This is a genomic window from Brevibacillus invocatus (assembly GCF_003710915.1).
Taxonomy (GTDB): Bacteria; Bacillota; Bacilli; order Brevibacillales; family Brevibacillaceae; genus Brevibacillus; species Brevibacillus invocatus.
The window spans coordinates 48,655-75,205 of record NZ_RHHR01000036.1 but is presented as its reverse complement, the minus strand read 5'-3'; the positions used below and the strand labels follow the sequence as shown (position 1 = coordinate 75,205).

Below are 26,551 nucleotides of genomic sequence, written 5' to 3'. Positions count from 1 at the left end.
GATGTTGTGCTCAACGCTTTTCAGCATCACAGCTAATTTCAGTGGCAGAAATTGAAAACAGGTGCATATCGTGTCGGGCGTGCTCAACGCTTTTCAGCATCACAGCTAATTTCAGTTCAGTTCGGACGCGATCTCTGCCTCGATACCGCGGTGCTCAACGCTTTTCAGCATCACAGCTAATTTCAGAGTGCGCGATACGGCGACGAACAACCTGTCGCGATCCTGTGCTCAACGCTTTTCAGCATCACAGCTAATTTCAGCTCGTAAACGTCCACGCCCGGCACAACCTTATCCGTGTGCTCAACGCTTTTCAGCATCACAGCTAATTTCAGCAGGCGCCTACTGAAAGATTACCGAAGATACGGAGTGCTCAACGCTTTTCAGCATCACAGCTAATTTCAGACCACATCCATAGCCCACCGTGATAAATCGCATACACGTGTGCTCAACGCTTTTCAGCATCACAGCTAATTTCAGTCAGGAGCTCCTGGAGAATTTCACGCCATTGTAGTTCGTGCTCAACGCTTTTCAGCATCACAGCTAATTTCAGATCAAGGACAGATTGAGGTGATCGCGTGAATATTACCGAGTGCTCAACACTTTTCAGCATCACAGCTAATTTCAGAGCTGAACCATTCCCCATATTGCATCATCAATTTGTGCTCAACGCTTTTCAGCATCACAGCTAATTTCAGCATTTCTGTAAGAGTGTACTGTCTAACGTCTTTCTTGTGCTCAACGCTTTTCAGCATCACAGCTAATTTCAGGATCACCAGGCGTGGGCCTGATAAAAATGATCATATCAGTGCTCAACGCTTTTCAGCATCACAGCTAATTTCAGTCACATCCCGGGACGACATCATCAAACTTCATTTCAACAGGTGCTCAACGCTTTTCAGCATCACAGCTAATTTCAGTCGGGAGCTTGCTGACAAGAAGGGACGTAAGGTGCCAGTGCTCAACGCTTTTCAGCATCACAGCTAATTTCAGGCCCAAGCTTGGACTAACTGAGTAACATCAATTGTTACCGTGCTCAACGCTTTTCAGCATCACAGCTAATTTCAGGGCGGCGGAGGAGACGTTTTCGCAGGCATCACCATTGTGCTCAACGCTTTTCAGCATCACAGCTAATTTCAGGTCGTTGGAGAGTAACACGGAATCCAGACGGGTTTTTCCGTGCTCAACGCTTTTCAGCATCACAGCTAATTTCAGCCCGATCTTGCCACTCGTTTCCTTCCTTTGTGCGTATCCGTGCTCAACGCTTTTCAGCATCACAGCTAATTTCAGATTTTGAAGATTGGACGATCGCGCGCAAGAAAAAAACATGTGCTCAACGCTTTTCAGCATCACAGCTAATTTCAGCAACACAGCGTATGGAGCAATCATGTACTGTTTCACGTGCTCAACGCTTTTCAGCATCACAGCTAATTTCAGGGCTGTCCAGTCGTTTAAAAGTCGGATCGCGGCAAGGGAGTGCTCAACGCTTTTCAGCATCACAGCTAATTTCAGTTGACAATCCATCCGTCTCCGTGCATTCTTTTGCAGGTACGGTGCTCAACGCTTTTCAGCATCACAGCTAATTTCAGCTACATATCCAATCAGTGCTTTCATAATACGTTGTTTTCGTGCTCAACGCTTTTCAGCATCACAGCTAATTTCAGCCGTCAGAAGGTATTGGAACAGGAACGATTGCCCTCGTTCAGTGCTCAACGCTTTTCAGCATCACAGCTAATTTCAGAAACAAAAAATGAAATTAGCGCAATCGATCCGCTCAGTGCTCAACGCTTTTCAGCATCACAGCTAATTTCAGAGGCATGAACAATGGCATACATCGCTAAATCAAAGATTCTGGTGCTCAACGCTTTTCAGCATCACAGCTAATTTCAGCCTCCCATCAACGCTGATGACACGATTTCCAGAAGCAGTGCTCAACGCTTTTCAGCATCACAGCTAATTTCAGATCATTTAAAGCATTCAGAAGCTTCCAGCACCCCTCCAGTGCTCAACGCTTTTCAGCATCACAGCTAATTTCAGTGATTTGTGCGGCCATTAGCACCATGAAATGATCCAATTTGTGCTCAACGCTTTTCAGCATCACAGCTAATTTCAGTGCCGCAGCTTCCGCAGATGGCGGCCCGGGTTACATGTGCTCAACGCTTTTCAGCATCACAGCTAATTTCAGGCTGCGCCCCAGACGAATCAGCGGAAAAGACTTGAGATCGTGCTCAACGCTTTTCAGCATCACAGCTAATTTCAGACCCTCACTCCAACATTTATTCTTGGAAAAAGCGGGTGCTCAACGCTTTTCAGCATCACAGCTAATTTCAGACCTATACTCACTCAAACGAGTATGCTTCTTACCATTACGTGCTCAACGCTTTTCAGCATCACAGCTAATTTCAGCCAGGAGGCCAAGGAGACGGTTAGGCACTATATCATGTGCTCAACGCTTTTCAGCATCACAGCTAATTTCAGGCTTGCAGCTTGCCCTTTCTTACGGCCGCAACGATGTGCTCAACGCTTTTCAGCATCACAGCTAATTTCAGTGTTTCACCAGTTTGCAAAAATCGATGAATGCCTCCAGTGCTCAACGCTTTTCAGCATCACAGCTAATTTCAGGATAAATTTGCTCTCGCCTACGACCCTGCTAGATGTGCTCAACGCTTTTCAGCATCACAGCTAATTTCAGTTAAGATTGGGGCATCAAAACACGGGGGAGAGTAAGTGCTCAACGCTTTTCAGCATCACAGCTAATTTCAGGCTCTTGTCAACATAAGAATCGCACCTTTAGAAGCTAGTGCTCAACGCTTTTCAGCATCACAGCTAATTTCAGTTCCGATGATGACGAGCAAGAGATCAAAGAAATCATGTGCTCAACGCTTTTCAGCATCACAGCTAATTTCAGGGGAGGAGAGGTCGCTGTCGATCGATACTTTTTAGTGCTCAACGCTTTTCAGCATCACAGCTAATTTCAGGACCAGCGACCAGACTGGATCGATTGCGGCTCATAAGTGCTCAACGCTTTTCAGCATCACAGCTAATTTCAGATTGGGGGAGGTGTGAATGGTGAACAGATTTCAATAGTGCTCAACGCTTTTCAGCATCACAGCTAATTTCAGACTATTTAGCGTATATGATTATGGCACATTACCATCACGTGCTCAACGCTTTTCAGCATCACAGCTAATTTCAGTAACATGATCGACTTGATCAAGGAAGACGAAACTCAAGTGCTCAACGCTTTTCAGCATCACAGCTAATTTCAGTTTGATACACCTTTCCACTCGGATACTCTTTATTTTGTGCTCAACGCTTTTCAGCATCACAGCTAATTTCAGTGCCGCCAAAATAGTAAGGGTGATTCTTTTCGTCCTGTGCTCAACGCTTTTCAGCATCACAGCTAATTTCAGTTCTTGCCAAAGGTGCTTTAGGTGCATTCATGTAAGTTGTGCTCAACGCTTTTCAGCATCACAGCTAATTTCAGGCATCACGATCTTTTGCCATGACAAGCGAATCATTTTAACGTGCTCAACGCTTTTCAGCATCACAGCTAATTTCAGACGGAAACATGTCGATAACGGGAAGGGACAAAGAGTGCTCAACGCTTTTCAGCATCACAGCTAATTTCAGACAATGTCTGAAGGCTTGATTAACAATTTCATATTGTGCTCAACGCTTTTCAGCATCACAGCTAATTTCAGTAAATTTGAATGCATGCTATCTCAGCTCCCCTTACTGGAGTGCTCAACGCTTTTCAGCATCACAGCTAATTTCAGGATCTTTTTCGGGACAACCAATGACCATGAGTACCTAGTGCTCAACGCTTTTCAGCATCACAGCTAATTTCAGTACGAGCGACGGAAGGAGAAGAGGGCAAGCGAACGTGCTCAACGCTTTTCAGCATCACAGCTAATTTCAGGATGTTCGCCGATTTGGACAGTTTGCCTTTGCTCCAAGGTGCTCAACGCTTTTCAGCATCACAGCTAATTTCAGGAGAAGGATTACTTAAAAGCGGTACGTGATCGGGATGTGCTCAACGCTTTTCAGCATCACAGCTAATTTCAGGACTGGACACTCAACAACGCTAAAACAATCAAAGTGTGCTCAACGCTTTTCAGCATCACAGCTAATTTCAGAAATCTCGATTCGGGTACCGTTGCGGATAAAGGAGTGCTCAACGCTTTTCAGCATCACAGCTAATTTCAGAGAATCTTGCATTAGAAGACAAAAATAGAATCGTGTGCTCAACGCTTTTCAGCATCACAGCTAATTTCAGACCAGCCTTTATAAGCTGAATCTCTCAATTGCTTGTGCTCAACGCTTTTCAGCATCACAGCTAATTTCAGTGGAAGCCAATGAGAAGAGGTTCTTTTCCTCCCCAGGTGCTCAACGCTTTTCAGCATCACAGCTAATTTCAGCACATCGTGCTGATTACCTTCTAATAAAAAAAGGCGTGCTCAACGCTTTTCAGCATCACAGCTAATTTCAGGCAAACCTGGAATTTGATCATTACGGTAATGATCGGGTGCTCAACGCTTTTCAGCATCACAGCTAATTTCAGTACGCCATCCGAAGGGCGACGTCACGCGGTATTCTTGGTGCTCAACGCTTTTCAGCATCACAGCTAATTTCAGAAAAAAGACGTTCAACAAGCCGTCAATTCATGGTTAGGTGTGCTCAACGCTTTTCAGCATCACAGCTAATTTCAGAACTAAACTGGATTACAGCAAAGAGAAGGTTGATTTGTGCTCAACGCTTTTCAGCATCACAGCTAATTTCAGAATGGAAAAGTATGAAGAAGTGGAAAATGTTTATAAGTGCTCAACGCTTTTCAGCATCACAGCTAATTTCAGACACCAGACGTACCGTCCATTTCCATGCTTTCCAGTGCTCAACGCTTTTCAGCATCACAGCTAATTTCAGAGCACCCCCCTAAAACCATTACTATAATCGCATTCTTTACGATCAGATTCAAGCACTCCGAAGTATATGCTTGCTCAATCCTTTAAATCTCCTCTATTGTCCCAAACCAATCGTAAACCTATTGATAAATCAACACTCTTTTAGATTCAAGCATCTATCCGACCACATAAAGCGATGAAACCCTTGCCAGGCAAAGGACTCTGCTCATTTGAGAGGTTATTTAGAAAAGAAGGTACCTGATGCTTGAATTATCCATAGCAGCCTAAAACAATAGAAACCGCTCTTTCTCTACTTCCCATTTCTCATTCATATTAAAGACAAACACATCTTTCAATGCTTCCGGAAGTATCGGAGCAATCAGCAATCGATCTTCCTCTTCCAATAATTTAACCAGTTTCCAACGCATTTCTGCTAACTGTTTATCAGTTAAATGACATTTAAATACAGAGTATTGAACACGCTCACCATACCCTTTAACGAGCTTGTGACACTTACGCCATCTTTTCGCATCAGCGATATCATAACAAATGAGATATACTTGACGTTTTGGCATACCCTTCCACCCCCTTATCGCAATCGATTAAGTGCAAATAAGCCAGGGTGACCGGACCATTCTTTTTCTAGTAATCTTACCTCTAATTCCAATAGTCGCGCATAGGAAAGGGAGTATCCAATAACAGGGTGCTTCCATTTGTCCTGTTTGCGTCTTTCATAGAGAGCGATCGCTTTTTTTCTTCCTGTCTCATTCAGCCATACATGCTCTCCGGCGATCTCAAAATCAGTATCAACATCCCACTGCCCACGATGAATGGAGCCAAGCACGACCATATCGCTCAATGCTACCCGGAATAATTCCATCAGATCCAAGGCTAGTGGGTATGCAGAAGAACGAGGCTGATGATAGAAGCCAATAGTAGGATCCAGACCAACAGTCAGTATGGCCTGAACACAATCCCGATACAGCATGGAATAAAGAAAGGAGAGCAGAACGTTCGCAGGGTCTTTCGGCGGTCGTCTGCTCCGATGGACAAAGGACATGCCGGATGATACATCATCTTGCGTCAGGGAACGCAGGCATGAAAAGTAGGCACGGGCGGCATTCCCCTCATAGCCAAGCAATTCCTCGTTACTTTTTGCTTGATGACTTTTGCGCAGCATCGTCTTGATCATCTGCAGGTCTTCTTCCAACATTACACGAGATTCGGTGCCCCGAGACATGCGCAGCATATACCGTAATTGACTCTCTATCTTTGCGGACACCAACGCAACGGATAATCTATGGGGTAATACCGGATCGGTCAAACCCTTATATTGTCTCAACCGTCTTTGCACGCCGCCAGCTGCGTTTGCCAGGCTCCCCATATACTTGCCTCCCCCTGTCATCCAATGAACGGCGACACCTCTCTGTGCACACAGATGCAAGGTTTGGGTTGTGATCTGTGAGGGGCCATGCAACGTCAACGATCCGACCTCGGCAAGGGGTATGCTGCTTTTGTTTCCATCTCTCGTCTCTACCACAATCGTTTCACCGCTTTTTCGAACTGTAGATCCAGGTGAAGTAACATGTACGTCTCTGGTCTCCTTATCCTCTGGGAACAGACGCAACGTTTCACGCTCTGGAGAAATGAGTAATCTCTCTTCTTCCGGCAGGCAGACAGGTGCCAGTGAACAACGGTTACAAAGGCGCTCGTTGGAAGTGATATCCGGTCTCAGCGGTGTTGCACGCAACTGTCGTGCCCGATCCACCGTATCGCGTACCCAGTCTCGTTCTCTCTGTGTAATGGGTACTTGAACTGTCCTTCGGTCTGTTCCGTAGTAGATACGACCTTCCCTGATGGATTGCTTGTGATGCTTTTCTAGGAGTAGGGCGTAAGCGGCAAGCTGCAAGATATCGGAAGGCCAGGCACCAGGAGTACCGTCACTTTCCTTGCGGGCTCTCCCTTTTTTGTACTCGAACGGAATCCATTCTCCCTTTTTGGAACGAACACAATCGATTTTGCCCATAATACCGAGTTCTTCATCTTCCAGAACAAATCGTTCTATCTCTGAATACTCCGGCACTAGCTCATGAAATCTTCTGCCATCGTAGACGCGAGCATCTGCTACCCGTATCTCCTCTACTTCTTCCAGATAAAAAAGTCTCTCGCAATATTCCAAAGCATGCAATGCCATGACGCGGATCAGCGGCTCTTTTTCCTGAATTCGGGAAATCTCCTGCATCTCCTACACCCCTTTTACCAATAGATGAAACATTTGTACTAGTTTCGCCTGTTTCGGGGTGTAGCAAACATCCTGTCAATCAAAAATTATGGTAGTTCTTATGGTGATACAATTTGTACCCATTCCCAATCAGTGCTGCCTGGCAGCTCGTTCAGCTCTGCAGAGTGCTCGTCTAACTGAAATCTTTGCCACCTGGTCTTGGCACTTCCGACATGATCCACCCATACTGGCAGTTCCATTTCTCCATCTGCTTTAGGAAGTAGGCGATGCCATTTGCCCTCTAATGATCGACACACTCTCACTTCATTCACCATGTCATCGCTTAGTCCGAGACTGAGAACACCATACCGCGAAACCGTTTCAGGACGATGAATAGCTTCTTCCAATCTGGCTTGTAACGTCTCTTCGTGCGTACCATACTCCTCAGAGGAATCGACCCAGCATACTAACTCTATTCCACAAACCGTTTCTACAAAATCCGGCTTACTTCCAAGAGTTTCCTGTTTCTTCGCTTCCCCGTATTTATACCGACTTAATTTGCGAAGCGTTACTGCTACCTGTGGGATTCTACGATAAGCAAAAGCCAGCTTGACACCTTCATGGGCACTGCGTAGCTTTTCTCCGACCAACGAGAGTAACATACCGTACACAGTAGCTGGTGGTGGCAACAAATACGTCTCGGCATAGGAACGGGCAAAAGACTTGCGAAAACTGGCATATGGAACATCGATGTAAATGGCTAACACTATAATCCCCTCGTTCCTATCGCTCAAGTACGGAATAGGCTTGATCTAAACGGACAATACGTCGTCTCGCTTCATCTGCTGCAGCCCGAGTCCCCCCGAATACTTCTACACCAAGTGTTTGCAACTGTTTTCCTTCCTCACGTTCTGCTATTTCACCACCGACGATCAGCTCGTTTGGCGCAATGTCTCCGCTTTCTACACGACGAATCAGCTTTTCAACCGTATAGGAACGTGTATCTTCATTATGCTCAAAACAGTTATGAATTTTGGAAGAATGGGCACTGCTAACACGAAGCACAAGTGAAGCCGGAGAAAAATCGTAGGCAAAACGGGCGTGGTTCCCTGCAACGGCTGGCATATCCACAATTGCATCCAGAAAATGCGAAATGTTTTCCTTGTTCAATACATCTCCGAGATTTAAGCCGAATGTATATTGATACTCAGTCGTGTGCATCTCAGCATTGTACAAGGACAGCTTTCCTTTCTCCTTTTCTCCGCTCACTGCGTTAAAAGTGATTTCTCCACGATACGGTCTAAGAGACACAGCTCGTCCGATCGCCAAGGGACTTTGGCGACGTGTTGTCTTTCCCTTGCCTTTGGTCTTACTTTTCGTGTCACTACTCTCTTCTTCTTCACGGTCTGCTTTTGCTGCTGCCGCATCCATGAATCCCATCAAATCATCATCGATGAAAGGAGTTCCTGTACCATTCCAATAGGTTCGTTTTTCGTTTTCATATAACAGTTTTCCCAGGCTGGAATCATAGCTTCGATTCACAGGCAAGCCTTCAAGCTGAAACCGATAACGAATCGCAAACCGAATCGCTTCCGCTGACACACTCGTGTGCAGATCATCCTGATGAAATACTTTTTGCAGCGTAGTCGTATTCCCTATATTGTCACCGCGGTTATTGGCTGCAACACCCTCTCCGGTCAATATCGTTCCATACAAGTAATGAGTTGCCATTTTTTATCTCTCCTCTTCTTGAGCTTGATTTGCTTCATCTTTTGTATAACTGAGCAGGGCAAAAAGGCACAGGTTTTGAAAACGTTCATAATTGCGAGCGTCTGTTATAAAGGCATGAATTTCTTTCATATTTGTCTGAAAACTGGACAAGGTCCCTCCACCTGTTGCGGATGCGCAAAAACGCAAAAACCAGTTTGCCAGTGAGTCTGAAGTCTTTAGTCGTAAAATGGTGTTGCGAATTTTTTCTTGTTCTACCTCCAGTTGTCTAGTAAAATCCAGTCCTTCACGCCGTGCACGCTCACCCATCTGTCCCATCGTTCGTCTCCACGCCTCATGAAATGCCTCAATGATAATGCGATCTTGCTTGTTGCGAATCGCTTCTTTCATCGCTTGAAATCCTCCTTTCAGGGGTAGCAATTTCCGAAAATCCTTCTGTTCCTTAACCAAATCCAGCAACCCAGCACACCAGTGACGCTCACTGGCCAGATTGGAAGCTACTAGAGCAGGAACCGAGGATGAAGGAATCGCGAAGATACCCTCCTTTTTCGTTTTCAGCTTGGTGACTCCACCCAGTGCGGATTGGTAGGCAGCCAAATAAATGTCAATCTCTTCGTAATTCGTGCCGATATGGTAGGTAGAGCTTCTGTTGATCTGATTATTGTCCCAAGAGACCTTTCCCATCGTTACAACCATACATCCACCTACACCACCCCATTCGGAGTTGAGCGTTTGCTCCAGTGACAATTCCGTTACAAAGCGAATCCCCGCCTCCTGTGCACCACCTACAATTCGCCGGTCATAATCGGCATAATGTCTCGCTTTTTGTGGCGACCGAGCGAACTGTTTGATCGTAAATGTATAATCGATCAGATTAGTCACATAAGGAACAATAATCGCTGTCTGTAATTTTTCTTGCTGTATTCGCGGACGCAACAGATAGATCGGGCTTCCCACTATGAGATACAGCAGTAAATATACTTCTTTCCACGATGCCTGCAGATCACCAGAGCCAGCTGTCGAACCGGGAATCAACGATTGGGGAATAGTGGCTATCTTGGACAGTCCCCCTTTTTTCGTAAATAAATCTGTCCCCTGCGCTGTTTGATGCGCATAGCTATAAAGTCCTTTGTAGGAAACCATTTGAACGTCATCTTCCTCCATCGCGACATTGACGGTTCTGTTTTCCTTCTCTCCTGGCCTCATTTTGTTATGTTGTAAAAAACTTCCGGTGATTCCGTTGTGAATCGCGACCCGCAGCCCATCCTGATTATCCTCCAGCCCCAGACCTGGAAGATCAATCAACTTGTTGCTCGTCAAGCGAAAAGAAGCCGCCAGCAGGCGCATGATTGCCTCTTTGTCGGACACTTCCTCTCCCCAGCCGATAGATACGCTCTGTTCGTCATATTCGTACTTAAGATCAAGTGGAGCAATATCAGATCGATTGGTTTGCCAGGCGTGAATCGTCGCTGCCAGACCGCCTAATGCTGCACGATGATACACGGTGTATCCCTTGTCTTGGAGACGATACATTAGTTGATACTCCACGTCGCTCCCTCCCCCCTACTGGTCATTACGTCGAAGTTATACTGGATAGCCCCGGTTGGAGCCACAGGTATGCCGCGTACTTTTTGCCACAGAAATATTTCTTTCCGAATCGGCATCTGAATCTCATGTTCCCGGATCCAGTCCCGGTGCGGTTCTTTCCCATTTTCCCTGCGATATGCGAATACGTCCGATTCGAGAAGTACTGGCACGGTATACCCAGGCTCGCGTAATGAATGGGGACTCGTTTCCCACATACCAGAAAAAAAGTTCGCAATTTGTTCCACTTCCGTTAGTGAAATCTTCCTTTCCTGTTCATGCATGGCTGAGATTTCTTTCAAATCTTTTTGAGATATAGTCCGATTTAATTGAATCAGGGATGCAATCCACGCCTGCGCACACTTCAGCTCCTCCTCCTTGTACGGGTTGCAGTTGTTTCCTTCCAGCGGGAGAATCAGTGCTGGTTTGGGAAGTACAGTCTGGTCAGGAGTTGCTCTTCTGTTCACACGTCCCAGCCGCTGGATCAAAGCTGGTATAGGCGCAATATCGGATATCAGCAAATCCGCCGATAGATCCAGAGACATCTCCGCCACTTGGGTGGCGACCAGAATTATGGGCTTGTTGTGTTCCTTGAACTGATCGATGACCTTGCGATGGCGTTCACTTCGATCCTTGTAACGAAAGCGGGAGTGATACACCTCGACATCACACTCCGGGAATAATTTCTGGCACTCCCGATAGGTTTCCATCGCCCATTCCACCTGATTGCGTACCCATAACACCTTGCCCCCGTCAGCGAGCGTTTGTCTGATCCAAGACTGCACTTCCTCTGATTGCACATCTTGAACCAACTGGTATCTCTGTAATTCTTCCAGTTCTTGAGGGCCGCTGATCACATGTAGATCATTTCTTACCTGATAGAGTAATTGTTTTTTCCAATCAGGCAGGGAAGCGGTCATAAGGAGTACAGGAAGATTCGGGAAGTATTTCAAAAAAGCAAGTAGAAGTTTGAACATACGCTCGTCCAAGGCGTGAATTTCATCTATAACGAACAGTCCGTTCATTATAGCTGGAAAACTATAGAGTGCACGTCTGGAGTTAACTAACAACCCTAATACCGTATCTACCGTACAGACGACCAGAGGAGTGCTCCAAATCGCCAACGATTCGACGACATCCTGTTGTTTGTGAAATCTTTCGGATGCATCCAGCCCATCTTCCTCTACCTGATCGGCTAACAGTGTTCGGATTCGCTCCAAATCGACATTTGCTTTGGAATGTATTAGCTTCGCCCCTACATCTCCGTGCAACGCATAATCCAGATACTGTTCCGTCGCTGTACCCATCGTCGGCATACAGAAGAACAATCTACCCGGATGACTACGGCACCAGGACTTTGCCCACAGATAGGCAGCCAGACTTTTACCTGAACCACATCCCGCTTCGATCAGTGTTACAGTACTCGTAGACGTGGCGGCTTCCTTTTGAAACGACCTCAATGAGATCGCTTTTCCATGAGATCTCATGCTTTTCTCAAGCAATTCGTCCAGATCTGTCTGCGTCAATCCTGTTCCAACCAGATGATCATCAATGTATTCCTCTATCTCATCAGCAGACTGTCCTAATTCTCCAAGTGCACTGGCCACGACATCTCCGGCGATGCCCAACGTTTTGGTCAGAGCCAAGCGTTTCTTTACATCGTTGTTCGTTCTAAATTTCAGGGCCCATTTTTCCAGTTCTCTTTGCAGTTTGGTCAATTCGTCTGCTGCTCTAAGAGCCAAGTCGCGCTTGGTAAATGACATGACAAGATTTTGACTGGATGGTACCGGATCGGGTAGCTGGAAATGACTGCTGATTTCCTGCAAGATCTCCAACCATTCAGGATTTGACGTCAGTACTTGCATTTCTGTAGAAGGTCTGGCTGTTACTCCTCTGTCAAATTTGATATGGTGTCCAACAACAGCGCTCAATAACAGGTATCGAGTGTCATCTGGAAACAAATGCAGCCACTTGCACAAATTCGGTTCCAGGTTCATTAGGATGCCTGAAACTGCTTCATGCCTTAACATTTGGACAGTAGTTGGATGGCCTGAATGGATGAGGATACTCTGGAAATGGCTATTCGCTTTTCCCAGATCATGCAGCCATCCAAACCACTCTAGATGTTTTCGCAACTGAACAGTGTCTACTGCCATCCCCATGTTGTGAAAAGCCCTCTCGCCTACACAATCCGCCAACTTGACACATGCACGCGAAACGTTGGCAGCATGCACGATGAGTAAATGTGCAGCGTTCTCAAGCGATGAGGTATCAGCACCGGATCCCTTTGCCATCAAACGATTACGCTTCAATTGAATCCACCACATGCAAGGAAGCGTCGGTATCCCTCTGACTCCTCGTCCACTCCCCGGGCATAAAGAAGCTACATCCGTACTTCATGCGTGAACCAATGGGAATTGCCTGTATCTGCAAAGACAGTTTGTCGTCGCAAATATCGGTTATAGCGACGCCAAAACCGTAAATCAGCTTGCCGTGCAACTTGAGTACGCGCCTTCTGAGGATATGCAGGTTGTATTCGTGTTGTAGAATGGCTCCAAAACGGGTACTGATTTCTTTTCGCAGATAGGAGTGCATCTCTTCTTCCGTCTGTTTTCCTTTTACAACGACCACTCTGGCCAGAAGATTGGAAGCAGGAGTAAGTGAATGAATGGTAGGGATCCCGATGTACAGGCGATTTTGTCCGATCCTAATAGATTTACCTGCCAAACGAAGAAGATGAGGAATAGAGTAAGCAGTTGCCTGAATATAGAAGCTTCCTTGATCGGCGAGAACCAATCGTTTCTGTGTTGTATACATCCCTTTTACAGGAGAAATGCGCACTTCGGCTGAGGCATGTACATACGGGCAAATTCTCGATAAAGCTCCATATAACGCTTCAGCATGATCGAGTGGCACATCGATAGCGCCCGTCAAGGGAAACCGGATACGAACTACTGATTCAATCTGATCAATAGACATCTTTTCACCTCTCTATTTGGATTTTTTTTAATAGAATTAGGTAATTTCTCCTACATATTTCCAATATACCCTATTTTCCGAATGATAACACCTGTAACTCTCAAGATTCGACATTTTTCTGCTTCACATACATTTCATCTCTGATTTCCCCTATAAAAAAACAGTCCGGAACACAATTCTCGTTCCAGACTGTAATCATATGCTTTCACTTTATCCTCTACTGTCACCGAAACCATCCCACTGCCTGCTTCAAATCCTCCGCCCGCTTCTCCAGCGACAGCGTTGACGCCGTCACTTCCTCGCTGGCACGCACCTGCGTCTGTGTCGCGGCCACGATCTTGTGCGTCTGCTCCGCTGCTCCTTTGACCACGTAAGCAGTCTGCGCTGCGGAAGCCGATAGCTGCTCGACGCTTGCGGACATCTCCTCCGTGATCGCGGAGACCTCCTGTACCTGACTGGTGATTTGCCCCATTCCCCGTGTGATCTGATCGAATGCAGACTCGGCTGACTTGACGACTGCTGCACCGTCGTACACATCTTGGGACATCTTCTTCATAGATTCTACCGCCTGTGAGGACTCTTCCTGTACGTTCCCGATCAACACTGCGATCTGCTTGGCAAATTGGTTCGAACGTTCCGCCAGCTCCCGTACTTCCTCCGCTACGACAGAGAAGCCTCTGCCCTGTTCGCCAGCACGCGCTGCCTCAATGGCGGCATTGAGTGCAAGCAGATTGGTCTGGGATGCGATCTGGGTAATCATCTCTACGATTTGCTGAATCTGCTGTGAGCTTTCACCTAGCTGCTGAATTGCCGTCGTAGACTCGTCCATCGCTACGGTGATCGCCTCCATCTGGGCTGTTGCTTTTACCAGCGAATGAATCCCGTGTTGGGCTTCCTGCTCGGCCAGCAGAGAAGCCTCTGCAAGTGTAGCAGTAGATTCGGCGACACGCTGAATGCCAATGGCCATCTCTTCCATCGCCCTGGCGCTCTCTTCTGCGCTGGCCACTGTAGCATCCGTACCCGCAGAAATTTCCTGGAGCGAAGAGGCGATCTCGTTGCTTGCTGATAGGGTCTCCCCTGCATGACCACTCAACTCTACCGAGGACCGGGTGACATGGTGCGCCGTTTCATTCACTTGCGCAGTGAATTCTCGCAGCTTGTTTCGCATTTCATCGACATGCTTCGCGAGTTCGCCAATCTCGTCCCTGTTTTTGATATGGAGCTGCCCGTGTCCGATTTGTCCTGCTGTCACCAGCTTCACTGCCTGCACGACCTGAAGCAGCGGGGTACGGATGTGCCGAGTCAGCAGGATGGAAAGCAGCAGGCTGATCAGCAGAGCTACTCCCATACTGATCATGGTTTCCATTCTTCCCGTTTCATGCACGGAAGCTGCTTGGGCCGTGGCAGCCGCTGCACCCTCCTCACTCAAGCGCACCAGGTTGGTCAAATACCCCTCCATCACCTGAAACATGGTGTCTGCTTCGCGCTGCAAATCCTGAAGCGATATTCCCCCATTCTGCTCTACCATGCTCTGATACGCCGCTTGGTAGTTGGCCCAGGAGGATTTCAAAGAATGGAAAAACTTCTCTTCCTCACTGCTCAGCTGCAGCTGCTCGTAGCGCGAAAACTGTTCCTGGATCTGCTCCATCGTCTCTTGTGCTTGCTCATGAAAAAAGATTTGTTTTCTTTCATCGTTGGTGCCCACGTATTGAAGCTGTAAGGCAAAGAAATGCTTGGTCAAGTATTTCACTGTCATGATAGCCGTCGTCTTGGGGAGCCAGTTTTCGTTGATCTCTTCCGCCTTGCTGTTGATTTGATTCTCCGTGCGCAGCCCTAGCCAGCCTAATCCGGCCATCAGGATCAGCATGCATAAAAAACCTGCAAACAATTTGGTTCCAACAGTATGCCGCATACCCTACCCTCCATGTCAGGTGAGAAATAATAGGGAGAAAAAGAAACTGAGCTAATACAGGGACCTTTTTCTCCACGTAGCCTACTGCGCTTTTCTGGTTGTGTGTGGATGGGACGAAGGAGCGATCTCATCCTCATTTTGTGGAAGATTGTAGATCGTATCCAGCAGATGATCGATGGCAGCTCGTTCTCTTTCCCGATCCGCTTCGCTCCAGCCCAGCTTCTCGCCCATCAGGCGAACCACCGCATCTGCCTTGGCTTCAGCTTTCTTGACCTGGAAATACGTCCATCCCGTACGCAGTCGCAGAAAATCGACTGCTGTCGTGGTCATTTCCTCTTCGATGGCATAAGACAGCTGCGCTCGGAGAAGCTGCTCTTCATTTAGCTTCTGACCTTTTTCTCGAACCGCTTCCAGACGATTGTAGATATGCTGGGTATTGGTCCCATAGGTATCGATCCACTCCTGTGCGGTGGAAGCATCCACACCCTTGGAGACGCCGGTTTCCAGCAATTCCTGTTTGCACGCCTCATAATCGGTATGACCCAAGCGCTCTCCACCGCTGACCACGACCTGATCCGTCTTGCAAGTACCAAATGGACGGCCTTGCGCTTTAGACAGATCCTCCGCGACCAAATCCACGACTTTTTCCGCCATCTTGCGGAATCCGGTCAGCTTTCCGCCTGCAATCGTGATTAACCCGGAATCCGAGATGAAGATCTCGTCTTTGCGAGACAGCTCGGACGGTCCCTTGCCTTCCTCGTAAATCAGCGGGCGAAGTCCTGCCCAGTGCGAAACGACATCTTTTTCTTCGAGCTTCACGTCCGGGAACATGGCATTTACTGCACGAAGCAAATAATTGCGATCTTCCTTTGTGGTGCGAGGCTGATCAATCTCCTGCTTGTAGCTGGTGTCGGTCGTCCCTACGTAAGTGATCTTGCCACGAGGAATGACGAACACCATACGGCCATCCGGCGTATCGAAATAAGCGGATTGCGTCACAGGCAGCTTCTCTTTTTCCACGACGAGATGCACGCCCTTTGTCAGATAGAGACGCTTTCCTTTCAGCGAGTTATCCAGCTTGCGCACCCCATCCACCCAAGGGCCCGTAGCGTTGACGATTTTTTTCGCGTAGATGTCGTAGCTCTCACCCGTGTGGCGATCGGTTACCTTGACACCGACAGCTTTGCCGTTGCGATAAATAAATTCGGTCATATTTGCGTAGTTGACGATGTTTGCTCCCTTGCTCCATGCTGTCTTCATGATGTCCAGCGTAAGTCGGGCATCATCTGTCCGATACTCGTAATAAAATCCGGCACCCTTCAAGCCTTCCTTTTTCAGCAAAGGCTCAAGGCGCAAGGTTTCTTCTCTGCTCAACATTTTGCGCCGTTCTTTTCGCTCTACGCCTGCCAGCCAATCATAGACGTACAGCCCCACCGAAGAGGCCAGGTATCCATACGTTCCGCCTTTGTAAATGGGTAAAAGCATCGGTGCAGCAATGACCAGATGTGGGGCGTTTTTGTACAGAATCGCGCGTTCACGGCCAACCTCCTGTACTAGCTTGACATCCCCTTGCTTCAAATATCGAAGCCCGCCGTGAATCAGCTTCGTCGAACGGCTGCTGGTGCCCGATCCGAAGTCGCTTTTTTCCAAGAGCCCGACTCGAATCCCCCGTTGGCTTGCATCCAATGCGATTCCCGCACCTGTAATACCTCCGCCAATGACGAGCAGGTCCAACTCCTTCTCTGCCATTCTGGTGAGGACAGCAGTCCGATTATGTGCAGAAAAATGTGTGTCCATCTCCGCTCTCCCTCTCTTCCAGCACATGCTGGTTCTTTACCGAAATAGAAAAAACCCCCATGGAAAAGAGCAACTTGATCACATACAAGTTGCAGCTTCTCCATAGGGGGTTCTCCTGTTCTCTTCCCTATTGAAAATGCTATGGAACTAAAACCACAATTCAGTTGTTCCGACAGAGACAGCCAGTGCTCCGGCGGCTAAAGCGTCGTTAATCTCTTTTTTGGTATCGATCAATCCGCCAGCAATGATCGGCAGCGGTGTCAGGTTCGTCATCTCCTGGATGACACGGGGCATCACACCTGGCATCACCTCGACCGCATCGGGTAGGGACTGTTCGATCACCTTTATTCCTTTGATCACAGCATTGCGATCGATCAGAAAGATACGCTGAATCGCCATCAGGTTCATCTCTTTCGCCACCCGGATCAGGTTGCTGCGCGTCGAGATGATTCCCGTAGGTGCGATATTTTTGGCGACGTAAGCCACACCGCTTTTATCTGCTGCAATCCCTTCAATAAACTCCATATGCAAAAATACGTGTTTACCGACGGCCCTCACTCGATCCACCAGTTCCTTGATGTTGAAAATGGAACCAGTGAGCAGAAAAATGATGTTCGCCTCGCTTTGGATCGCAATCTCCAAATGCTGTTCGTCCTGAACTGCGGCAATTGTCTGGCAATCAACCAGATCAACAATCGGGTACATTCCGTTAACCTCCATTACACTGGAATTCATCCCCATTATAGCATGGCTGATTACAGGTTAACGATTTCTTTAATGCTATTCAAAATATAGCGTGGACTATGCTCGCTGGTTCTCGCCATATCGCGCGTGCTGATTCCCGTCAGTACCAGGACGGAGTTCATTCCGGTGTCATTCCCCATTTTGATGTCTGTTTCCAGACGATCTCCGACCATATAGCAAGCGGAATAATCCAGACCCAGATGTTGTACAGCCGCTTCAGCCGCGATCGGAGAAGGTTTGCCGACAACCAGATCGATCGGGGCACCCGTCGCCCCTTCCAAAGCACCGATCAAAGCACCCGTATCCGGTATCGTTCCATCCTCCAACGGGCAGGTGCGATCTGGATTGGAGGCAATCACGACAGCTCCACGGATAGCGGCCTGATACAAGTCATTGAGTCGGTCATACGTAAAATGGCGGTCCCAGGATAGGACGACGTATTTCACTTCCAGCGGATTCTCGCTCATCGTGATGCCGTGCTCGCGCAATTCATCCCGAATCGGTTCTTCCCCAACCACCAGAACCTTGTCTCCCAGCTGGCAAACCTTTTGCAAATAACGTGCAACGATCAGCGATGAATTCAGGACATCCTCTATGCCAGTCGGAATTCCCATCTTCGTCAATTTATGTGCGTACGACTGTCTGGTTGCAATCGGCTTGTTGGAGAGAAAAACGACTTTATCCCCTCTGTCGCGCAAGGCTTGTATGGCTTCCACTGCACCGTCGATCAACTGGTCACCCAGGTAGACGGTACCGTCCAGATCAAAAATAAATCCCTTCATGTCTGACTCACTCCTGTCATTCCTGTTCCGTCATCCCATTAATAAAGCTGATCCTTCGTGATTTTCTTCGCCAGTGACTGGAGAATGATAACAATCACGATAATCAAGATCGCCATCGCACACGCTGTATAATATTCACCGCGCAGCAGGTTTTGGAATACGGCCAAGCTCATTGGTGCCCAATCTGTTGGTGCGAGAAGAATCGAGATACTGGTTTCTTTAATGACCGTGACAAAAACCAGAATCGCTCCCGCCGCAATTCCCGGCAGCATCAATGGTCCGATGACCGTAATCGCAGCCACGAGATTCGATGCACCCAAGCTGACTGCCGCTTCTTCAATGTCTTTGCGGATCGCCATCATCGAGCTCATCGTCGAACGAATCATGTATGGCATCCTGCGAATCGTATACGCGATGATCAAGAGCAATGCCGTACCTGTCAAATGGAGAGGCATCGTGTTAAAGGTTTGGATCAACGCAATCCCGAGCGCAATCCCCGGTACGATCAACGGAATGGAGGAAACGAAATCAAGTCCACCCGAACCGCGACGTACGACAAAGTAGGAAACGAATGTAGAGATGACCACGCTCAGAACCAGCGTACCGCCAGCCAGCACCATACTGTTCCAGATGTTTTTGCCGGAAATGCTGAAGATCGTCTTGTAGTGATCCAGGGTGTAGCCGTCTGGCAGGGCCTGGTGTCCCCATGTCGTCGCAATCGAGGAAAGAAAGACCGAACCCAGTGCAAGCATCGGGATGAGTATAATCAGAAACGTATAAATCGTCAGGCCAGTGATCGTGCCTTTGTGATCGTTCAGCTTTTGCTTGGTCGGTTTTCCGGAGATGGTTCCGTATTCTCTTCCTTTGATCACCAGGCGCTGCAGCCAGAAGAAGAAGGCAGCCACGATCAGCATGATCACAGTGAGAACCGCTGAACCTGCCCAATTAAAGAATCCGGCAATCTCGCGGTAGGACTCCACCACGATCAGATTCAAATCCTTCGGTGCCAAAATAATCGGCGTACCGAAATCGGAGAAGCTGACCGTGAAAATCAAGAGCATACTGGAGACAATGCCCGGTACGGCGAGTGGCAGCGTGACGCGCAAAAACGTGTACCAGCTTCTCGCACCCAGATTTTGCGAAGCCTCTTCCAAGGTAGCATCCGAAATCTTGAACGCTGCCACCATCGGCCACAAGGCATACGGAAAAAAGAAAAAGACTTGAACCAGCACAATCCCCAGCATGGACTGTACATCAAACAACACACCTTCTCCGCCAAAGCTATGGTAGATTTGCGTCACCCAGCCTGTTTTCCCGAACATCAGGATGAAGGCATGGGACGAAATGAAGGTAGGCATGATCAATGGAATCGTGCACAGTGCTGCAAAGAAAGCCTTAAACGGCATAGCCGTACGCGCGAAGGCGTAAGCGATAGGCAATACGATCAGCGTAACCAGTACAGCTACGCCCGTTCCCAGCTGCAAGCTGTTGATCAGGGCTGCAAAGTAGCTGTTCCCCTCGCTAAAGATCGAGGTGTACGCCTCCAGCGACATATTCGACAGCTTCTCCATCGTCGAGTTGAATATTTTGGCGCTGGTAAAGCTGCCGAAAATATTCACCGGCTGTCCTGTGAAGCTGACAATCAGGATGGAGAATAGCGGAACGAGCAAGAATACAAAGAAAAAGAGATAAATAAGCCACTTGAGAACCGTAAAACCGTTTAATTGGGATGCCAAGCGTTTCATCATAGCGCCACCACGCGATTCGGATCAATTTGCAGTTTCACTACTGTTCCTGATGGCAGGATTGGACTGCCCGCTTCAAACACCGTATCAACCTCAAAGCGCAACTCGCCAACCTTAACATCATATCGGATCGTCGGCCCCAGATAAGTGGATAGTTCAATCGTTCCATCCAAAATGTTCTCATCGCTTGCGGCTGTATCACCCGTCAACAGACGAATGCTCTCAGGTCTAATGATGACTTCCACGTCCTTCTTGCTGGTAGGGTACGTGGAGCGAAGCTGTTGATTTGCACCGATCTGAATCAGGGTTTCACCAAATTCATTTACCCCTTTAGTTGAACCATTATAAATATTGGAAGACCCTACGAAATCTGCGACGAACTTCGTGCCCGGATTGCTGTACAGAGCAGTCGGCGTATCCACCTGCACCAGACGTCCGCCGTGCATGACCGCTACCCGGTCTGCCATGCTCATCGCTTCTTCCTGATCGTGTGTTACGAAAATCGTCGTGATCCCAACTTTTTGCTGGATCTGGCGAATCGTGACGCGCATCACGTTGCGCAGCTTTTTATCCAGGTTGGAGAGCGGTTCATCCATCAACAGAACGGCAGGCTCCATCACCAGGGCACGAGCCAAGGCCACGCGTTGTTGCTGACCGCCGGACAATTGACCTGGCAGACGATCAGCCAGATGTCCCAACTCTACAAAGTCGAGGGCATCGCGCACTTTTTGTTCTGTAACGCGGTCCACCTTGCCGAGTCTTCTGTTCAGCATATGTGCCAGCGTCGCGATCTTCGTTCCCATACCGCCCTCGTAAAAACGGCGAATATTCAAACTGTATGCAACATTCTCAAATACATTGAGATGTGGAAACAAGGCGTAGCTTTGGAAAACCATCCCGCAGTTGCGCTGGTTTGCCGGAATCTGGTTTACATTGCGATCCCCGATGTAAATATTGCCGGAGGTCGGTGTCTCAAAGCCGGCAACGCAACGCATCGTGGTCGTTTTCCCGCAACCGGATGGACCCAGGAGGGCGAAGAACTCGCCCTCTTGAATCTCCAGACTGACATCTTCCAAAGCGGTGTTTCCGTTATATTGTTTGTTTAAGTGTTCAATCTTCACCGATCCCATTGGAAGATCCCCCTTTTTCTGTGAAAAACGTCTCGACGTTTTTCATTAAACATAATGTGACCGCTAGCGGTCTGCCAATAAACGGTCATGACCGTTTATTGGAATTTTTGACGCCATTCGTTACGCACGCGGTCATAGTTTTGTACAACCCAATCCACATCCAGCTCCTGTGCGTGAGGAATGACTTTCTCCAGCGTCAATGGAGTCTTGGATTGAACATCCTTGGAGATTGGAATGTGGTACCAGTCAGCCAGCGTCTGTTGTCCTTCGTTGGAGAGCAGGTAATCGATGAGTGCTTTTCCGCCGTCTGGGTTTGGTCCGCCTTCTACCAGAGATACAGGGTTTACGATAATAGGTGTTTTTTCAGGAACGATAAAGTCTACTTTTTCGCCTTTTGCTTTGTTTTCATACGCCATAAAGTCAAAGCCAATACCGATCAGTGCTTCCCCTTTTGCAACCGCTTTCGTAGGTGCGGAACCAGAATCCGGAATTGCGCTCATCTGATCTACCAGTTTCTCGAAATATGCCCAACCTGCTTCATCGCCTTTTTCCATCAGTTGGCTCAGAACCAAGAGGGTAGCTGTACCCGATGCTGCCGGGTTAGGCATTTGAATTTTGCCTTTCCATTTTGGATCGAGCAAATCATCCCATGTTTTTGGCAGATCTTCTGGCTTCACCAGGTCTGTGTTGTAGACGAAGCCCAGTACGAATACTTCTGCCCCGATCCATTTCCAATCCTTGTCGCGGATTTTGATGCCATCGCGTACCTCTGGCCAATCCTTGATTGCTTCCGGTGTATAAGAAGTGATAATGCCTTTATCCTTTGCAGACTCGAACGGCAGGAATCCACCACCGCCATACCAGAGGTCAGCCATCGGATTGTCTTTTTCCGCGATCATGCGGTTTACGAGCACGTTGGTACCCGCGTATTGCACGTTAACAGAAGAACCTGGGTTTTGCTTTTCAAATGCTTGTCCCATCTGTTTGGTCATATCAGGTGTCTCTGGTGAATAAAAAGCAATGGAACCTAGCTCTTTCTTGCCTCCAGCTTCTCCCCCGCCAGTGGTAGGCGAACCTGTGGAAGAACCCTCAGAGGAAGAGCAACCTGTGAGCACGACAGATGTGAGCAATGCTGCCGCCGCAACTCCATGAAACCAATTTCTTTTTTTCATTTTTCTGACCCCTCTCTATTGTTTGGATCAACTATGCAATCGACACATTCGTTCAGCACAAGTGATCGGCATAGAAAAAAGGAAAAAACCCTTACACACACATAAACACACTTCTCCCCTAGGGACATGTGTTTACGGGTAAGGGTTTTCTCCATTTTCTCCGCCTAACCGTATGTGAACTGTTTATTGTCGATTAACAAGTATTCTAAAGGGAATTATAGGGATACTGTCCAAATTTGTCAATGAAAACACTTTCATTTTTTTCACAAAATCTTAACGTTGTTTTTCGTACCACTTGATCAATGCCTGTGTACCGCTGTTTTCCTCGCCCTCTGCCGCCATTTCGTCGTAGAGCGATTTTGCCAATTCCAGCCCTGGTGTCAAAAGACCCAGCTCTTTTGCTGTTTCCAGCGCGATCGCCATGTCCTTGATCATATGCTTGATGTAAAAGCCAGGAGCGTAGTTGCCTGCAATCATACGCGGGGCGAGATTCGTCAAAGACCAGCTGTTCGCCGCACCTGACCCGATGCTCTCCAGCACACGGGTTGGATCGAGGCCTGCCTTTTTCGCATAGGAGATCGCTTCGCAAACGCCGAGCATATTGCTGGCAATCGTGATTTGGTTGCACATCTTGGTGTGCTGGCCAGCGCCCGGTCCGCCTTGCAGGATGACGTTGGTACCCATGATTTTGAGCAGTGGAGCCATCTCGTCAAAGGCCTGCTGATCTCCTCCAACCATGATCGTCAGTTTCGCATCACGAGCGCCGATATCGCCTCCCGATACAGGGGCATCGAGCGAATAGAGCGAATGTTTCTTCGCTTCTTCGTAGATGTGCTGTGCCAACGTCGGCTTCGAGGTGGTCATGTCGATCAGGTACGTACCTGGCTGGGCATGGTTGATAATCCCCTCTTCACCCAGATACACTTCCTCTACATCATGCGGATAGCCCACCATCGTGATGATGACATTGGCTTCGCTGGCCAAATCGGCGACCCGCTCCTTCCAGACCGCACCTTGAGCAAGCAACTCCTCCGCCTTTTCCTTGCTGCGGGTATAAACAAGTACAGAATAGCCTCTTGTCAGGAAGTGGGAAGCCATGCTTTTTCCCATCACACCTGTCCCGACAAAGCCGATCACTTTTTTCTCTGTCTGTACTGCCATTTTCGCCACTCCTCGTCGTTATTGTCGCTAATTCTCAGAGGTATATTTCTGGAATGGCAGTCAAAAGTCCTTCCGACTCTTTTTTCCTTCTCTGGAATTTGATCAAAGACCCCGTGCGATCAATTGCCCTTTGCGTTATGATCAAGACGGGTTGGAAAGCTCCTGTGAAAAGGAAGTGAGCGCATCCGGGTTCATTCCCAATAGTGCCGGGTGGACGAACAGACCGTCCTTTCGAATCAACACGTCGTCAAACCAGATCTCACCGCCGCCGTATTCGGGCCGTTGGATGCTGATCAAATCCCAATGCACCGTGCTTCTGTTGCCATTATCCGCTTCCTCATACGCGCGCCCCGGAGTCAAATGAAAGCTGCCGGCGATTTTTTCGTCGAACAATGTATCCCCCATCGGATGCAGAATCAACGGATTGAAGGCGATAGCAAACTCACCGATGTAGCGTGCTCCTTCGTCGCTGTCCAGGATTTCATTCAGCTTGGCACTGTTGTTGGCGGTACCCTCTACGATTTTGCCGTCGCGGAAAGTTAGGCGGATATTTTCGAACAGTGTTCCTTTGTAGGAGCTTGGCGTGTTGTAGCTGATGACTCCCTGTACAGAGTCACGTACGGGTGATGTGTACACCTCTCCGTCAGGCATATTGCGCTTGCCAACTGCGGTGCGAGTCCCAATTCCTTCGATAGAAAAGGTCAGCTCTGTCCCCGGCCCCACGATCCGCACGCGATCTGTCTTGTCCATCAGCTCGTAGAGTGGCTGGCAGGCGTCTGCCATCCGCTGGTAATCAAGCGAACATACGTCGAAATAAAAATCTTCAAACGCTTCTGTCGACATATTCGCTTTCTGCGCCATCGACGGGGTTGGATAATTGATCCGAAGTCCTTTGGTCTTGTTGTCGATGTAGTGTGCAATATGCTGGAACTGTTCAGAGTACAGTCTTCCTTTTTCCTGCGGCACATCGCTCATCTCGCTGTCGTTGGTTTCTCCATGTATCCCGATATACCCTTGCAGACCGAAGTACAGCGATTCCTCCATGCGCAAAGACTCTACAAGCTGCTCTCTGGTCAAGCCCTTCATCCATTCGCGCTGCAGCTTTGGACGGGTGAAGCGTATATGAGGATAGGCCCCTTTTGCATACATTTGCTTGATCAGCTCAACTGCCAAAGGCTCTCCTTGGTCTACCACATTGATCAAAATATGTTCCCCAGGCTGTACATCCAGGCTGTAGTGAAGGATGTTGTGCGCCATTTTTACCAAGCGTTCATCTTTCATCGTCAACAGCTCCTTTTCCTCGACTTTTCCTCAAGTGTACAGTCGGATTGTCAGAAGAAGATCAGAGGCGGGAAAACTTCCTGCGATAGTAGATCGAGAAGCCGATGATGAGTGGAACCATGATGATCGCCGGCATAAACCACAGCAGAATCGATACCGAATCAATAGCCAAAAGGCGGGGAGCGCCAAATACGGTGAACGCTGTAACGGTAGCAATGCAGCAGCCAAGCATGCCACCCAAATGCTCGAACCACCAGTGCATTCGCTCCTTGGGAGGACGAAGCCAGTACCCCAGCTGAGTTGCCCCAAGCGCAATCCCGATCAACGGAAACCAGCTCAGCAAAGGAAAATCGATCGTAAACCCATACCAGGAGATCGCGATACCGGAAACTAGCAAAAGCCCGGAGACAAACAAATCGGCATACTGCCGGTGAGCGGACTTGCGCTTCTTGTAGCGCAGCACCCGGATTCCATGCCACGCTGTAGCGGAGCTCAAGATCGAGATAAAGATCAGAAACCAGGCAAACGCAACACTGTCTGCCGTACGCTCCGGATCAAAAAAGATGCGCCAAATGCCCATGTACAGGGCAGATACCGCCACGACTCCCATCGCCGCGACGTAGAGCCAGCCCACGCGAAGATGAGCTTTTCCCCCTTTTTTGGTCACGACAGGAATCCAGAACACGAGTAGAGCGACGAATCCGGCAACGATGTGCGCATACTTAAAAAGAGAAAATAAAGACATAGATGACCAACCTTTCATCATCGCTTGCTGCTTGGATTTTGATCACAACGTCACTATACGGGATCAAAACCAAAAAACCAATACCTGACAAATATAAATTTTTTCAAATGGAAAAGAGAGGGCATGGACGCCCCCACTCTTCCTTCCTGGTTTTCAAGATAATGAGATGACCTTTTTTTCTACAAGCTGAAACATGTCATGCTTACGGGTGGATCAGTAAAAAAGCAATCGTATTTCTGATACAATCTGTTCGGGAGAGGCTGCCGCAAGTCCCGGTGATGGCAGTGAATAGGCAGATTTTCTCGGTTTGCGATCTCCAAAATATGGCCAATGAACCGCTCTGCGCAAGCTGGTCTCCGGTGTGCATTTCGACTGATCGATCTGTACATTTACCTGCGGCCTCATCCTGAAGATGTCTTCGAGGATCGCCAGAATCTCTGCCAGCACAGGATGACCGCTCAAGTCATCCATGCTGATCTCCATGATCTCCAGATAGAACAGCTTGTTCAAACCGCTATACCCCCTAACCTGTTCGATCCATTCCCTGGCTTCGCTCGTACATTGAACCCCGTTTTTTTGTATCAAAGCTCCTGCCCGTATCAGTTCCTTTTTGATCGCAGCTGCTACAGGAACAGGCAGCAGTGTTCTGCGTGCCAGCTCCTTGGTGGC

At 48.3% G+C, this 26,551-nt stretch carries 18 protein-coding genes and 1 CRISPR repeat array (1 of these 19 cut by a window edge); all 18 genes read right to left on the bottom strand.

Annotated features, from left to right (window positions below):
- Window positions 1-4,923: direct repeats of the CRISPR family, unit length 36 nt; unit sequence GTGCTCAACGCTTTTCAGCATCACAGCTAATTTCAG (it extends 445 nt beyond the left edge of the window).
- Between the two features lie 262 nt (window positions 4,924-5,185).
- The 18 genes from cas2 to EDM52_RS25730 all read right to left on the bottom strand — a co-directional run bounded on the left by cas2 (window position 5,186) and on the right by EDM52_RS25730 (window position 26,271).
- Complete coding sequence (gene cas2, locus EDM52_RS18340) at window positions 5,186-5,476, bottom strand: CRISPR-associated endonuclease Cas2 (RefSeq protein ID WP_122910404.1); 291 nt, start codon at window positions 5,474-5,476, stop codon at window positions 5,186-5,188.
- Window positions 5,477-5,490: 14 nt separating this feature from the next.
- A complete protein-coding gene (locus EDM52_RS18335) occupies window positions 5,491-7,143 on the bottom strand; it encodes a type I-MYXAN CRISPR-associated endonuclease Cas4/Cas1 (protein WP_122910403.1) in 1,653 nt (550 codons plus the stop codon).
- A 98-nt stretch (window positions 7,144-7,241) separates the two neighbouring features.
- Window positions 7,242-7,889, bottom strand: a complete 648-nt coding sequence (cas5, locus tag EDM52_RS18330; protein WP_122910402.1) for a type I-MYXAN CRISPR-associated protein Cas5/Cmx5/DevS — start codon at window positions 7,887-7,889, stop codon at window positions 7,242-7,244.
- Between the two features lie 16 nt (window positions 7,890-7,905).
- Window positions 7,906-8,853, bottom strand: coding sequence for a DevR family CRISPR-associated autoregulator (locus tag EDM52_RS18325; protein ID WP_122910401.1), 948 nt, complete (start codon window positions 8,851-8,853; stop codon window positions 7,906-7,908).
- 3 nt (window positions 8,854-8,856) lie between these two features.
- Complete coding sequence (gene cas8a1 / locus EDM52_RS18320; protein WP_148038777.1) at window positions 8,857-10,398, bottom strand: type I-MYXAN CRISPR-associated Cas8a1/Cmx1; 1,542 nt, start codon at window positions 10,396-10,398, stop codon at window positions 8,857-8,859.
- On the bottom strand, window positions 10,383-12,761 hold the full coding sequence (cas3, locus tag EDM52_RS18315) for a CRISPR-associated helicase Cas3' (protein ID WP_122910399.1): 2,379 nt from the start codon (window positions 12,759-12,761) through the stop codon (window positions 10,383-10,385). The genes cas8a1 and cas3 overlap by 16 nt, the downstream gene beginning before the upstream one ends.
- Complete coding sequence (gene cas6, locus EDM52_RS18310; protein ID WP_122910398.1) at window positions 12,736-13,413, bottom strand: type I-MYXAN CRISPR-associated protein Cas6/Cmx6; 678 nt, start codon at window positions 13,411-13,413, stop codon at window positions 12,736-12,738. Before cas6 ends, cas3 begins: the two co-directional genes overlap by 26 nt.
- 223 nt (window positions 13,414-13,636) lie before the next feature.
- Window positions 13,637-15,325 (bottom strand): HAMP domain-containing methyl-accepting chemotaxis protein, encoded by a 1,689-nt coding sequence (locus EDM52_RS18305; RefSeq protein ID WP_122910397.1) that lies wholly within the window; start codon window positions 15,323-15,325, stop codon window positions 13,637-13,639.
- Window positions 15,326-15,406: 81 nt separating this feature from the next.
- Complete coding sequence (locus EDM52_RS18300; protein WP_122910396.1) at window positions 15,407-17,122, bottom strand: glycerol-3-phosphate dehydrogenase/oxidase; 1,716 nt, start codon at window positions 17,120-17,122, stop codon at window positions 15,407-15,409.
- A gap of 147 nt (window positions 17,123-17,269) precedes the next feature.
- Window positions 17,270-17,827 carry a glycerol-3-phosphate responsive antiterminator gene (locus EDM52_RS18295; protein ID WP_122910395.1) on the bottom strand — a complete coding sequence of 186 codons (558 nt, stop codon included), beginning with the start codon at window positions 17,825-17,827 and terminating at the stop codon, window positions 17,270-17,272.
- A gap of 50 nt (window positions 17,828-17,877) precedes the next feature.
- Entirely contained in the window at window positions 17,878-18,648 is a 771-nt protein-coding gene (locus EDM52_RS18290; RefSeq protein ID WP_122910394.1) for an HAD-IIA family hydrolase, read from the bottom strand.
- 38 nt (window positions 18,649-18,686) lie between these two features.
- The gene (locus tag EDM52_RS18285) at window positions 18,687-20,393 is read right to left on the bottom strand and encodes an ABC transporter permease (RefSeq protein WP_122910393.1); all 1,707 of its coding nucleotides are present in this window, start codon (window positions 20,391-20,393) and stop codon (window positions 18,687-18,689) included.
- Window positions 20,393-21,523: an ABC transporter ATP-binding protein gene (locus tag EDM52_RS18280; protein WP_122910392.1), complete on the bottom strand. Its 1,131-nt coding sequence runs from the start codon at window positions 21,521-21,523 to the stop codon at window positions 20,393-20,395. Before EDM52_RS18280 ends, EDM52_RS18285 begins: the two co-directional genes overlap by 1 nt.
- 95 nt (window positions 21,524-21,618) lie before the next feature.
- Complete coding sequence (locus EDM52_RS18275; protein WP_122910391.1) at window positions 21,619-22,695, bottom strand: extracellular solute-binding protein; 1,077 nt, start codon at window positions 22,693-22,695, stop codon at window positions 21,619-21,621.
- Window positions 22,696-22,968: 273 nt separating this feature from the next.
- Window positions 22,969-23,856 carry an NAD(P)-dependent oxidoreductase gene (locus EDM52_RS18270; protein ID WP_122910390.1) on the bottom strand — a complete coding sequence of 296 codons (888 nt, stop codon included), beginning with the start codon at window positions 23,854-23,856 and terminating at the stop codon, window positions 22,969-22,971.
- A 141-nt stretch (window positions 23,857-23,997) separates the two neighbouring features.
- Window positions 23,998-25,137, bottom strand: a complete 1,140-nt coding sequence (locus EDM52_RS18265; protein WP_122910389.1) for an aminopeptidase — start codon at window positions 25,135-25,137, stop codon at window positions 23,998-24,000.
- 61 nt (window positions 25,138-25,198) lie between these two features.
- A complete protein-coding gene (locus EDM52_RS18260) occupies window positions 25,199-25,882 on the bottom strand; it encodes a DUF2306 domain-containing protein (RefSeq protein ID WP_122910388.1) in 684 nt (227 codons plus the stop codon).
- Window positions 25,883-26,061: 179 nt separating this feature from the next.
- On the bottom strand, window positions 26,062-26,271 hold the full coding sequence (locus EDM52_RS25730) for a bis-aminopropyl spermidine synthase family protein (protein ID WP_122910387.1): 210 nt from the start codon (window positions 26,269-26,271) through the stop codon (window positions 26,062-26,064).
- Window positions 26,272-26,551: the final 280 nt, after the last annotated feature.